The following is an 11,686-nucleotide window of genomic DNA, read 5'->3' on the forward strand; positions in this document are numbered from 1 at the left end:
ATGATCTCCATAGCAGCCATTGTACCTAAGCAATCCGAACATAAAACTGCGAAATAAATTTCATCTATTAATTATTTAATGTAGTTAAAATGCTAAACCGCCGATAGATACCGGCGGCTGACTTATTTTCACATCACAGCAGATCAACAAAATGATATTTAGTGCTTGATAATGTACAGGCTGTGGCTATATGCAACATCTTCCGGGTTGGTAATGGGGTAACCTTTCACCCATGGCTTAATTAAGCGCCCATTGGTAAATTGATATATTGGCGCTATCGGCACCTGCTCCGCAATAATCTGCTCGGCCTTATTATAATCATCATTTAATAATTTGGGATTCGTCTCGCGGCCCGCTTCATTTAGCAGGCGGTCATAATCCGCACTCTTAAATTTGGCAATATTCCCACTGTGCATTGACGTCAGTAGTGACAGGAAGGTTGATGGTTCATTGTAGTCGCCCACCCATGATGCTCGCACCACATCAAAATTACCGGTATTGCGACTATCAATATAAGTCTTCCACTCCTGGTTAATCATCTGCACATCCACACCCAATGTTTTCTTCCACATCGACGCTATGGCAATGGCTAATTTCTGATTGTTGTCAGATGTATTGTACAGCAATGATAATTTTAGCGGTTTATCCGGGCCATAACCCGCAGCATGGAGCAGCGCCTTGGCTTGCGCATCCAATTCATCCTGATCTTGTTGCTGCAATATATTCGCCACCGGGTGGTAATTGGCGGTGACATCAGGGGTAAAGTGATAAGCGGGCTTCTCACCGGTGCCCAGAACCTTTTCAGCGATAATCTTACGATCGATGGCGTAAGATAATGCTTTGCGTACCCGAACATCATTGGTCGGCGCACGCTGGGTATTAAAGGCGTAATAATAAGTCCCTAGCTGATCCGGCGTATAAACTTGACCCGGAATATCTTTTAACAGTTTCTGATATAAATTCTTCGGGAAAGACTCTGTAATATCGATATCCCCCGCCTGATAACGTTTAGTGGCATTCGCTTCCTGATTGATTGGAATAAAGGTCACTTTAGTCAAGACAGTATGAGCATGGTCCCAATAGTGTTCATTCGGCACCAAAACTAATTTCTCATTGACCACGCGGTCTTGTAATTTAAATGCGCCGTTTCCAACCAGATTACCGACTTTCGTCCAGTCACTGCCGTACTTCTCAACAATGGTTTGCGGTACTGGGAATAGACTAAAATTAGCCGTCAAACTGGGGAAATAAGGTACCGGCCGGATAAGCTTAACTTTTAAGGTGTGATCATTCACGGCACTCACCCCTAAACTTTTTGGTGGCATTTTTCCGGCAATGATTTGTTGGGCATTTTCTACGCCAGCCAGTTCAGCAAACCAGGCAAAAGGAGATAAACTTTTAGGGTCAACTAAACGACGCCAGCTATAGACAAAGTCTTGCGCCGTCACCGGATCGCCATTAGACCATTTCGCGTCTTTACGGAGCGTAAAGATGTAAGTTTGATTATCGGTGGTTTGCCAGTTGGTGGCGACGCCTGGAATAATTTCACCCTGCGCATTCTGGTTAACCAACCCTTCGAACAGATCCCGATCGACCTGCGCCTCTATCAACCCGACGGCTTTCATTGGGTCAAGGGACGCCGGTTCATCTTTAAGGTGACGAACAATTTCTTGTTTCTCGGCCAGTACCGTGCCGGCAGGGAGGTCAGCGGCACTTGCCGTGCCCAATATTGAGCCAACCCATGCGGCACACAATGCATAACGGAAATAGCGCATAATTGATAACCTTTTCGTTGTTGTTCCATGTCAGCGAGTTGTTGTTCTTTGTCAGCGATTCGTTCTTTGTCAGCGATTCGTTCTTTGCCAGCGAAAAAAAAAGCCGAATAAACATAAACTAGCAGATTAGATGCCAGAGTAACCATGGGAAAATAAAAAATAGTGCGTGCAAAGAGGCCTGGAATACCACCTGACCCCAACAGCGCTATCAGCAACTGCATTTCGCCCGCTTTTTACCTAATCGCTGTTTTATCTGGCAGAAAATAACTTATCTTATTGATTCAAAGTAATAATGTTAGATGCTATGTTTAACGGCAATATTTATGTTTCGCGATAACAGGAAGTATTATGAGTCAACATCGGCCTCGCTCAGCGCGCGGAAATCTGGTCACCTTAGGCCAGCCCTATGGCAAATCTCTGCTGGGCGCACCGCTGCACTACTTCCCCGCCCCCCACTCAGCCGAAAAGCCTGGGCTGATTATCGCCGGAACCCATGGTGATGAGAGCGCCGCTATTGTTGCGCTCTCCTGTGCGCTACGCACTATCTCGCCGGAACAGCAGCGTCACCACGTGGTGCTGGCAGTCAATCCGGATGGTTGTCAATTGGGACTCCGGGCGAATGCCAATGGGGTTGATCTGAATCGTAATTTTCCCGCCGAAAACTGGCAGACAGGGGAGACGGTCTATCGCTGGAACAGTGTGGCTGATGCGCGAGATGTGCTGTTATCGGCAGGCGAACAGGCGGGATCTGAGCCGGAAACCCAGGCTTTATGTGCATTAATTACCCAGTTGGCACCGCGTTGGGTCGTTTCATTCCATGAACCGCTGGCCTGCATTGAGGATCCTGATAGCTCTGCGCTGGGTGCGCGGCTGGCGGCCAATTTTAACTTGCCGCTGGTTACCAGTGTGGGTTACGCCACACCCGGCTCTTTTGGCAGTTGGTGCGCAGATCGCCACTTGCCTTGTATCACCGCAGAATTACCGCCAATCTCAGCGGATGCCGCCAGTGAGTGTTATCTGGCGGCATTAATTGATCTATTGACGCTGGCTGATTAGGCCGACAGATCAATCGCCCCGGTTGAGAAGCGCAGCCCGCCCTCAACATCCTGCGCCAACCACGTGGGGCCGTCCAAATCAACAAAGCGGGCGCCCGGTGCCAAAGGCAATGCGGCCCGAATGGCGCGGGAAGTGCACAGCATGCAACCGAGCATAATGGCAAATCCCAGTGATTTCGCCTGCTCGGCTAACAGCAATGCCTCGGTTAACCCACCACTTTTATCCAGCTTAATATTGACCATATCATAGCGGCCAACCAGACTGGCTAAATCGGCTCGCGTGTGGCAGCTCTCATCAGCGCAAATGGGTAACGGATGAATAAAATTCTGCAAACAGTCATCCTGGCCCGCAGGCAATGGCTGCTCAAGCATGGCGACGCCTAAATCAGCCAGTAGCTGGCAACGGGCCGCCAACCCTTCTGTTTGCCACGACTCATTAGCATCGACGATTAACGTCACTTCAGGCGCAGCACTGCGGATCGCCACCAACCGCTCGGCAATGAGATGGTCATCAAGTTTGATTTTCAGTAGGTTGGCCCCCTGGCGCGCCAATGCGCTGGCACTGTACGCCATGGTTTCTGGCGCACCAATGCTCACCGTCTGGGCCATCGCAATATGAGCAACCGGCGCTATCTGGCTTAGGTGCCATAAACTTTGTTGCTGCTGCAAACACTCCAGTTGCCATAGCGCACAATCCACCGCGTTCCTGGCCGCCCCAGCAGGTAAAAGCTGCTGTAACGCGCCTCGTGAAGCCCCCTCTTCTATGGCGCTTACCACCAAGGCAAGCTGGGCCATCACCGAAGATTCACTTTCGCCATAATGGGGATATGGCGTACATTCGCCAAAGGCTAGGATGCCATTCTCTTCAATTTCGACCACCACCACTTTCGCCTCTGTACGACTGCCACGGGAAATAACAAACGCAGAGTGTAGAGGCCAGGCCTCAGGGTAGAAACGCATCGTTCTCAATTATGGCTCCTTGGCAATATTCGGACTTTGGCGACCGATGTTAGAATCTAACCTAAACAAAATCTCCGGTATTTGGCAAATTTCTCATATCCAAGCTGCCATTGTTACCTTAAACTGAACTTCGTGTTACACATCTGTAAAAGGGAGCAAATAATGACACAAACCGTACATTTTCAAGGCAATCCAGTGACCGTCGCCGGTCAATTGCCGCAAGTGGGCGATAAAGCGAAAGACTTTACTTTGGTAGCGAAAGATTTATCTGACGTGGCCCTGAGCAACTTCGTTGGCAAACGTAAAGTCCTGAATATCTTCCCAAGCATTGATACTGGTGTTTGTGCTGCATCGGTACGTAAATTCAATCAACTGGCAGGCGAACTTGAGAACACTGTAGTTCTTTGCATCTCCTCAGACTTGCCATTTGCCCAATCACGTTTTTGCGGTGCTGAAGGTCTGAGCAACGTCACTACACTGTCAACTTTGCGTGGCGCTGACTTCAAACAAGCTTACGGTGTGGCTATTACTGAAGGCCCATTGGCAGGTTTGACTGCCCGTGCTGTGGTGGTTCTGGATGGTCAGGACAACGTTATCTACAGTGAGTTGGTTAATGAGATCACCACTGAACCAAACTATGATGCCGCACTGGCAGCACTGAAATAAGTCGATAACTCTCGGTTTGAATCAAACCGGAGTGTGGATTCAAAACGGCTGTCCCTTTGGGGTTCAGCCGTTTTTTTATGAAAATCTCATCACAGACAACTTATCTGTGACTTACTCCTCTTCACTCTCATCACTCACCGGCCGTTTACTGCTTAAGCCATATTCGCGTAACTTATTGGCAATCGCGGTGTGGGAAACACCCAGCCGCTTAGCCAGTTTCCGCGTGCTCGGATAGTTGCGATAAAGCCGGGTCAGCACCGAACGTTCGAACCGTTTGCTGATATCATCCAGCGAACCATCCAGCACTTCATCCCCCAGCGCGGCTTCAACTTCAAATTCCGGCAGAGTAATATCTTGTGGTCGCAGCTCTGAACCCTCTAACTGGGTCAAGGCGCGATAGATGGCATTTTTCAGTTGCCGCACATTACCCGGCCAGCCATAGTTGGTCAGGAAACTGCTGAGCTCCGGGGCCAGTTTTGGCCGAGGAACACCCTGTTCATCGGAGAAACGAGCAACAAATAGCGCCGTCAGCGGCATGATATCGGCCTGACGCTCACGTAATGGCGGCAAAGTGATAGTCAGCACATTGAGGCGATAATAGAGATCCTCACGGAACTCACCGCGCTGTACCAACTCCACTAAATTCTTTTGCGTGGCGCAAATCACCCGCACATCGACATGCACCTCATGCTCCTCACCAACCCGGCGGAAAGTGCCATCATTGAGGAAGCGCAACAGTTTGATCTGCATGCGAGGCGACATTTCGCCGATTTCGTCCAGCAGCACCGAGCCACCATTTGCCTGCTCAAAAAAGCCTTTTTTGCCTTCAATGGCATTGGGGTAAGCCCCGGCGGCATAACCGAACAGTTCGCTTTCCACCACGTCGTCTGGCAATGAAGCGCAGTTAAGCCCGAGAAAAGGCATTTTTCCGCGTGGACTGCGCAGATGACAGGCGCGCGCCAAGAGATCCTTCCCGGTGCCGGTATCCCCCACCAACAACAGTGGCGCATCCAACATGGCTAACTTGCGAGCTTGATCAAGCACCTGACGCATTTTAGTGCTGGTCGCGACTATCTGCTTAAATTCAGTATCGTCGTTAACCGATAGGATTTGCAGTTGCTGCCCCATGCGGGCGGTAGATTTTAGCATCACTACCGCGCCAACAGTCTGATTTTTCTGATTCTCGTCTTCGAGCTGGATGGGGGTGATCTCCATCAGATAATCCTGATTATTGATCAACACACGTTCGGTATGAGGTGCTGTTTCTCCCCCCTCAAACCAGCGGGCAAAGTTATAGCCACCCAGGAGGCTGCCCGCAGTTTTGTGGCGGATTTTCTCCTCATTGAGGGAGAACAGATCACGGGCCGCCGGGTTGGCTAGCTCAAGATTGCCCTTTAAATCGATAGAGAAGACCGGCTCAGGCATCGACTCGAGCAGTGCGCGCAGTGAGCGGTGCTCTCGCTCTGATGGCATAAAGGAGACGGTGCGGACATCAGTTACACCATCAATGCGGCGAATATCCATCATTAATGCGCTAAATACGCTGAAATCTAGTTGAGAGAAGTTCAGGTAGATGCGACCAATTGGATCAATTTCGATCCCCCGTAAATCAATGCTGCGTAAAACCAAGAGATCAAGTAACTCTCTGGTAAGACCGATTCGGTCTTCGCAAAAAACTTCCAAGCGCATCAGTATCGACCTTATATATGGCAGGTGCGGAATTCTGGCTATGATAATACCCTGTCCCCCCTTGCTGATGAAGCAGTCTGTCAGCAAAAGTTGACAGAAATCGGCTTTTTGCTGTTTTTTTTTACGCCCTCAGCACACTAAGGAAAGATCATCAACCCTTAACGCCGCCATATATAACGTCATATTATTATTTATATGAATAATTCAGAATAATATAATGGCTGGATGTGTCAACTTCCCTCGTCAAGGTCAAGTGACACTTTGCTTTATCTCGGCCAGTTGGCTATAGTAGATGTAGCCACATGACCGAGGAGGTTATATGAGAGCATATCACCCAACACCTGCGAGCAAAACTGGCGCACTATGGCGTGAGATTGGTTTGCCCGCCAGCCGTGGCACCGTTTTGGTTGACAGCATTAAGTTGGGGTTTTCTGTTGATGTCATCGACAGTATTCACCTTTGGGCCTCCATGCCTAAAGCTGAAATATTACGAGCAACGGGGATCCCCAGCCGTAGTTTGACGCGTAGACGTACCCATGATGGCCGTTTTACGCCGGAAGAGAGTGAGCGAATTGCACGTTTCGTCCGCGTGATGGATGCGGCAGTCGATCTTTTTGGCGGCGATAAGGGCAAGGCCATCACCTGGATGTCAACGCCAATTAAGGGGTTGGGGCATCACAGCCCAGACTCTTTACTCGAGACAGAAACCGGCGCATTGGAAGTTTGTGACCTCATTGGGCGGTTGGAGCACGGCGTATTTTCCTAAGCTCACGGCCAGCGGGACAGGGATAAGTTTAATTGAGGGATAGTGACGCAATGAAGTTCAACCCCATGGGCCGATATTTATGATGCTCTATCGCATTGTGATGCGCCGTTATCTTGCATCAACCTGGACCGGCTATGGCGCTGAAATCTATGGTGGGCGCTGGAATCATAAAGGCCACGCGGCTCTCTATCTGGCCAGCAGTGTGTCGTTAGCCATGCTGGAAACACTGGTGCATATTCAGGACAGCTCAACCCTCAGCGAATTTGAACTATTTCAAATCGAGATTGATGACAGCCATATCATGCTGTTGCAGCGCCCAGATTGGCCCACTGACTGGCGTAGCGACCCCGCACCGGCCACCACCATGGATCTTGGCACTGAGTGGCTGGAATCAGCATCCTCAGTTGGATTACTGGTTCCATCCACATTAGTGCCGTCGGAAAACAACATGTTAGTCAATCCGCGCCACAAAGAGTTCCCACTCTGCTTGAACAGCGTCAAACCCCTGTCGTTCTCCTTTGATCCACGGTTAAAATAGTCACTGCTGCGAATCAATGGCGCACCACTATTGGTTAGATTTATCTTTTTTCGGCAGCGTATTTTTCAGCTGACTAATCAACTGACGGCGGAAATCACCTAACTTAGGTTTATCCCCCGCCATCCACGGCAAGGGGCGGCACAGCTCCATAGCTTTGATACCCAGCCGCGCAGTCAGTAAACCGGCGCCAATCCCTTGCGCCGCACGGGCTGATAACCGCGCTGCCAGATCCTGCGATAACCAATCCATGCCAACTTCCCGCACCAGCTCAGAGGCACCGGCAAAGGCGATGTTCAGCAGCACTAACCGGAACAAGCGGATGCGGCTGAAATAGCCCAACTCAATGCCATACAGAGCGGCAATACGATTGATCAGTCGAATATTACGCCAGGCGATAAACGCCATATCCACCAGCGCCAATGGGCTGACGGCGATCATAAGCGCCGATTCGGCAGCATAGCGGCTGATCTCCGCCCGCGCCTGATTATCCAGCGCCGGTTGTACTAATTTTGCATATAACTCAACCACTTCCCGATCGTTATGGGTTTCATGTAGCGAAGCTTGCCAGCGCTGGAGTGCCGGATGCCCTTGATCCAGCCCCGCCTGACGTGCCAGTTTTTCACAAAAAGCCCGTCCCTGACCGATACCGTGACTGAGCAACAGTTCGCGCGCAATATCGCGCTCTTCCGCCCGTTGGCGTAGGCGATATAAGCGCCGCCACTCGCTCAGCACCGAACCGACCCCCGCCAGCACAATCAGCCCACCGGCAGTGGTGGCCCCCAGTGCTATCCAATCTTGCTGTTGCCATGCCTGATTGACCCACTGCACTGACTGGGCAATCACACTGACACCAAACAGCGCCAAACCGGCGGTCACCATTTTTCGCCACAGGCTGCGTCTTGGTTTCAGCGCCGCATTGACCAACCCCTCCACTCGCCCCTCTTCATCTTCAGCATCCAATTCCGGTGCCGCAGGATAGAAGTTCTCAGCGGTTTGCGGATCAAAAGCCTGCGCCGCTTTTAATACTGGCTCATCCAGTGGCTGCAAGGGCTGTTCAAAATCGATCCGTGGCTTTAAAGGCTCGCTCATCGCAATTTATCTCCCAATAAGAACTCCATCACAGCATCCAGCCGAATATGGGGTAGTGGGCTATCGACATTCACCGCTTGCGGGCGGAACTCATCAAAATGGAACCCCTGCTGCTGCCAGAATGCAGGCCCCGGCAAACGGGCAGGTACATCGCCGGGAAAGACCGTCAGTGGTGTACCATCAATCAGGCGATGACCGCGCAATGCCGGTATTTTTTGCCCATGATGATCGACAATCCCGCTTTCGGTTGCCTGTACCGAGGCCAGGCCGACACAATCCATGCTGATCCCTTCAAAAGCGGCATTTTGCCACGCCTCCTGCACCAGTTGCTGTAGCAACGAGACCAGATTTGCGTGCTGATCTGCCGTGACATGGTCTGCTTTGGTGGCCGCAAACATCAGCTTATCAATACACGGCGAGAATAGGCGACGAAATAGCGTGCGCTTTCCGTAATGGAAACTCTGCATTAATTGTGTCAGCGCCAAACGCATATCGTTAAACGCCTGTGGCCCGCTGTTCAACGGTTGCAGACAATCGACCAACACGATTTGCCGATCAAAACGAACAAAGTGCTCTTTGTAAAAACCTTTGACCACCGAGTTGCAGTAGTAGTTAAAACGGGTGCGCAACATGCCAAGATTGGAGTGCTTATCCGCCTGAGCCAGCCGCGACTCGCCAGCTCCATTGACATCTGGCCACGGGAAAAACTGCAATGCGGGCGCACCCGCCATGTCACCGGGCAATACAAAGCGCCCCGGCTGAATAAAGTGCAGCCCCTCACTCTTACAGCGAATCAGATAATCGGTATACGCCTGCGCAATCGCCGCCAGCTGATTTTCATCAGCGGGTGCCAGCGGATCACACTGTTGGCACAGTGTCAGCCAGGGCTTGGCCCACTCGGCACGATCCCCCTGTAATAAGCCCGCCATTTGGCGCGACCAGCTGAGGTAATCCTGCTCCAGCATAGGTAAATCAAGCAACCATTCACCCGGATAATCGACAATTTCCAAATACAGCGTCGAGGTCTCTTTAAAATGGCGCAACAGCGAATCGCCGGAACGAAAACGCAGTGCTAAACGGATCTCACTGACACCGCGTGTCGGCGTCGGCCAGTTCGGTGGGGTGCCGTACAACGAAGCCAGCCCTTCATCATAGGTAAAGCGCTGGATCCCCAGATCACGCTGTGGCACGCGCTTTACACCCAGTAGCCGCTCTTCACGCACCGCAGAAAACAGCGGCAAACGCGCACCACTGTGAATATGAAGTAATTGATTCACCAAAGAGGTGATAAAGGCGGTTTTACCGCTGCGGCTTAGGCCGGTTACTGCTAATCGGAGATGGCGATCCATCCCACGGTTAACCAATGAGCTGATCTCATTTTGCAGTCGTTTCATGCTTCTCCTTGGCAAATTGGCCCGCAGTTGCCGTCATGGCACGTTTTAACATCGGTTCCAGCAGCAGTAGCAGCAACCAGCGCAGCGGCTTACGGCTGACATTTTTGACTATCAAGCCAGCGGCACCGGCCGGACCATAGGTCAATGCGACAGTAAAAACAATCTTAATCAATCTGGTTAATACTACACCTGCACGTCTACGGGCGGAATTATTGTTCATCTATTGCCCTCCGGCAGGGATGGATATTGCACAGCAGGCCAGTATTACAACTGGCGGAAACGGCTCTCGACCACGAAGGTTTCCGAGGTCACATAGCGCTCCACCTGCCGTAAGCGCTGCTCTCCTGCACCCAGTTCATACTCGAGCTGATCCAGTAGTTGCCGGGGTGTCGCTGCACGACCTTCACTAAAACTGGCGGCAGGTGCCGGTTCCAGCATAAATGTCAGCACGATATAGGCCGCGATAGTGAAGACGAACAGGCCAAAAAACAGGGATAACACCACCATCACCCGAATCAATCGCACCGGAATATCAAAATAGTGCGCCAATCCGGCACACACCCCTTTGATCATGCCCTCTTCGGGCACCCGATAGAGTTTTTTGCTGCCTAAGCCACTGTTTTTAAAAGTGTCGCCCATTATGACTGCCTCCAGTTTGGATGTTGTGCATCAAGGATCTCTTCCAGTGTCTGGATCCGCTCACGCATCCGGCGAGCATCGTCGGTCAACTGTGACAGGCGCTGCATATCCTGCTGGCTGAGTTGAGCGCCACTTTGCTGGCGATTGCTGTAGTGCAGCCATAACCAGATCGGTGCCACAAATAGCACAAAGATGGTCAGTGGTATGGCAAGAAACAGGATACTCATTGGTTCCCCTTAATCATCTGCGCGGATAGCCGCATTTTCATTATGACAGGCCATCTGAGTTCTGATGGCCCGTTTAGCGTAGTAGAGTCGCACGACACATTACTCGGCTGAATTCATTTTCGCTTTCAACGCAGCCAACTGGTTATTGATTTCATCATCGACTTTCAGTTCAGCAAATTGCTGATCCAGCGACTTCTGTTTGCCAACGCCCACGGTTTCAGCTTCCGCTTCCATGTGGTCAATGCGGCGTTCAAACTGCTCAAAACGCGCCATCGCCTCATCCAGTTTCCCGCTGTCCAGTTGACGACGCACATCACGGGATGATGCTGCCGCCTGATGGCGCAGAGTCAATGCTTGCTGTCTGGCTCGGGTTTCGGTCAGCTTACTTTCCAGCTCCGTGATCTCATGTTTCATGCGGCTCAGTGTTTCGTCCACTGTGGCCACTTCCCGTGTCAGCGTCTCAATGAGCGCCGCGACTTTTTGCTTTTCAATCAGTGCCGCCCGGGCCAAATCTTCCTTATCTTTGCGCAGCGCCAGCTCAGCTTTATCCTGCCACTCCTGCTGCTGGCTTTCGCTGTGATCAATACGGCGCAGCAACTGCTTTTTCTCCGCTAAAGCACGGGCAGATGTTGAGCGAATTTCAACCAGCGTATCTTCCATCTCCTGAATCATCAGGCGGACTAATTTTTGCGGGTCTTCCGCTTTATCCAGCAATGTATTGATGTTTGCGTTTACGATATCGGCAAAGCGCGAAAAAATACCCATAATAGAACTCCTCTTTCACTTGTTAGCTCTCTGACTTAATGGTGCTCAATGCGACCCTCAGAGAAATATTCATTCACCAAGACAATATCAAGAGTCGTGCCAACTTTTTGTAAAAGTTAATCT

The 11,686-nt window shown here is 51.0% G+C and carries 13 protein-coding genes; 4 read left to right on the forward strand and 9 right to left on the reverse strand.

Features of this window, described 5'->3' with window-relative positions:
* Nucleotides 1–158: 158 nt before the first annotated feature.
* Nucleotides 159–1,775, reverse strand: coding sequence for a peptide ABC transporter substrate-binding protein (locus tag HRK25_RS16330; RefSeq protein ID WP_005270469.1), 1,617 nt, complete (start codon nt 1,773–1,775; stop codon nt 159–161).
* Nucleotides 1,776–2,123: 348 nt separating this feature from the next.
* Here HRK25_RS16330 and mpaA point away from each other — a divergent pair, with 348 nt between their 5' ends.
* Nucleotides 2,124–2,831 (forward strand): murein tripeptide amidase MpaA, encoded by a 708-nt coding sequence (gene mpaA / locus HRK25_RS16335; RefSeq protein ID WP_032896232.1) that lies wholly within the window; start codon nt 2,124–2,126, stop codon nt 2,829–2,831.
* On the opposite strand, the gene ycjG is transcribed toward mpaA, so the two are convergent.
* Nucleotides 2,828–3,799, reverse strand: coding sequence for an L-Ala-D/L-Glu epimerase (gene ycjG / locus HRK25_RS16340; protein ID WP_032896230.1), 972 nt, complete (start codon nt 3,797–3,799; stop codon nt 2,828–2,830). The two genes, mpaA and ycjG, sit on opposite strands and share 4 nt — an antisense overlap.
* Before the next feature lie 153 nt (nt 3,800–3,952).
* Between ycjG and tpx the strand changes: the two genes are divergently transcribed.
* A complete protein-coding gene (gene tpx, locus HRK25_RS16345) occupies nt 3,953–4,456 on the forward strand; it encodes a thiol peroxidase (RefSeq protein ID WP_005270467.1) in 504 nt (167 codons plus the stop codon).
* Nucleotides 4,457–4,567: 111 nt separating this feature from the next.
* Here the strand turns inward: tpx and tyrR are convergent, their stop codons facing one another.
* Nucleotides 4,568–6,145, reverse strand: a complete 1,578-nt coding sequence (gene tyrR / locus HRK25_RS16350; protein ID WP_032896227.1) for a transcriptional regulator TyrR — start codon at nt 6,143–6,145, stop codon at nt 4,568–4,570.
* 319 nt (nt 6,146–6,464) lie between these two features.
* Between tyrR and xre the strand changes: the two genes are divergently transcribed.
* Nucleotides 6,465–6,911 carry a type II toxin-antitoxin system antitoxin Xre gene (xre, locus tag HRK25_RS16355; RefSeq protein ID WP_005270459.1) on the forward strand — a complete coding sequence of 149 codons (447 nt, stop codon included), beginning with the start codon at nt 6,465–6,467 and terminating at the stop codon, nt 6,909–6,911.
* Nucleotides 6,912–6,990: 79 nt separating this feature from the next.
* Complete coding sequence (locus HRK25_RS16360; protein ID WP_005270456.1) at nt 6,991–7,449, forward strand: RES family NAD+ phosphorylase; 459 nt, start codon at nt 6,991–6,993, stop codon at nt 7,447–7,449.
* A gap of 27 nt (nt 7,450–7,476) precedes the next feature.
* Here HRK25_RS16360 and HRK25_RS16365 read toward each other — a convergent pair whose 3' ends face one another.
* The 6 genes from HRK25_RS16365 to pspA form a co-directional block, all read right to left on the reverse strand.
* A complete protein-coding gene (locus HRK25_RS16365; protein WP_032896225.1) occupies nt 7,477–8,538 on the reverse strand; it encodes a YcjF family protein in 1,062 nt (353 codons plus the stop codon).
* Nucleotides 8,535–9,932 (reverse strand): YcjX family GTP-binding protein, encoded by a 1,398-nt coding sequence (locus tag HRK25_RS16370; RefSeq protein WP_032896223.1) that lies wholly within the window; start codon nt 9,930–9,932, stop codon nt 8,535–8,537. Before HRK25_RS16370 ends, HRK25_RS16365 begins: the two co-directional genes overlap by 4 nt.
* Nucleotides 9,913–10,152 carry a phage shock protein PspD gene (gene pspD / locus HRK25_RS16375; RefSeq protein ID WP_032896220.1) on the reverse strand — a complete coding sequence of 80 codons (240 nt, stop codon included), beginning with the start codon at nt 10,150–10,152 and terminating at the stop codon, nt 9,913–9,915. The genes HRK25_RS16370 and pspD overlap by 20 nt, the downstream gene beginning before the upstream one ends.
* A gap of 44 nt (nt 10,153–10,196) precedes the next feature.
* Complete coding sequence (pspC, locus tag HRK25_RS16380) at nt 10,197–10,571, reverse strand: envelope stress response membrane protein PspC (RefSeq protein ID WP_005270439.1); 375 nt, start codon at nt 10,569–10,571, stop codon at nt 10,197–10,199.
* Nucleotides 10,571–10,798: an envelope stress response membrane protein PspB gene (gene pspB / locus HRK25_RS16385; RefSeq protein WP_032896218.1), complete on the reverse strand. Its 228-nt coding sequence runs from the start codon at nt 10,796–10,798 to the stop codon at nt 10,571–10,573. Before pspB ends, pspC begins: the two co-directional genes overlap by 1 nt.
* Before the next feature lie 99 nt (nt 10,799–10,897).
* A complete protein-coding gene (pspA, locus tag HRK25_RS16390) occupies nt 10,898–11,563 on the reverse strand; it encodes a phage shock protein PspA (RefSeq protein WP_005270436.1) in 666 nt (221 codons plus the stop codon).
* Nucleotides 11,564–11,686 lie beyond the last annotated feature (123 nt).

This window comes from Yersinia bercovieri ATCC 43970 (assembly GCF_013282745.1).
In the GTDB taxonomy this organism is placed as follows: Bacteria; Pseudomonadota; Gammaproteobacteria; order Enterobacterales; family Enterobacteriaceae; genus Yersinia; species Yersinia bercovieri.

Excerpts from the sequence above, each read along its gene's own strand:
- HRK25_RS16330 (WP_005270469.1), bottom strand. The coding sequence starts at position 1,775 with ATGCGCTATTTCCGTTATGCATTGTGTGCCGCATGGGTTGGCTCAATA.
- mpaA (WP_032896232.1), top strand. The coding sequence starts at position 2,124 with ATGAGTCAACATCGGCCTCGCTCAGCGCGCGGAAATCTGGTCACCTTA.
- tpx (WP_005270467.1), top strand. The coding sequence starts at position 3,953 with ATGACACAAACCGTACATTTTCAAGGCAATCCAGTGACCGTCGCCGGT.
- tyrR (WP_032896227.1), bottom strand. The coding sequence starts at position 6,145 with ATGCGCTTGGAAGTTTTTTGCGAAGACCGAATCGGTCTTACCAGAGAG.
- xre (WP_005270459.1), top strand. The coding sequence starts at position 6,465 with ATGAGAGCATATCACCCAACACCTGCGAGCAAAACTGGCGCACTATGG.
- HRK25_RS16360 (WP_005270456.1), top strand. The coding sequence starts at position 6,991 with ATGATGCTCTATCGCATTGTGATGCGCCGTTATCTTGCATCAACCTGG.
- HRK25_RS16365 (WP_032896225.1), bottom strand. The coding sequence starts at position 8,538 with ATGAGCGAGCCTTTAAAGCCACGGATCGATTTTGAACAGCCCTTGCAG.
- HRK25_RS16370 (WP_032896223.1), bottom strand. The coding sequence starts at position 9,932 with ATGAAACGACTGCAAAATGAGATCAGCTCATTGGTTAACCGTGGGATG.
- pspD (WP_032896220.1), bottom strand. The coding sequence starts at position 10,152 with ATGAACAATAATTCCGCCCGTAGACGTGCAGGTGTAGTATTAACCAGA.
- pspC (WP_005270439.1), bottom strand. The coding sequence starts at position 10,571 with ATGGGCGACACTTTTAAAAACAGTGGCTTAGGCAGCAAAAAACTCTAT.
- pspB (WP_032896218.1), bottom strand. The coding sequence starts at position 10,798 with ATGAGTATCCTGTTTCTTGCCATACCACTGACCATCTTTGTGCTATTT.
- pspA (WP_005270436.1), bottom strand. The coding sequence starts at position 11,563 with ATGGGTATTTTTTCGCGCTTTGCCGATATCGTAAACGCAAACATCAAT.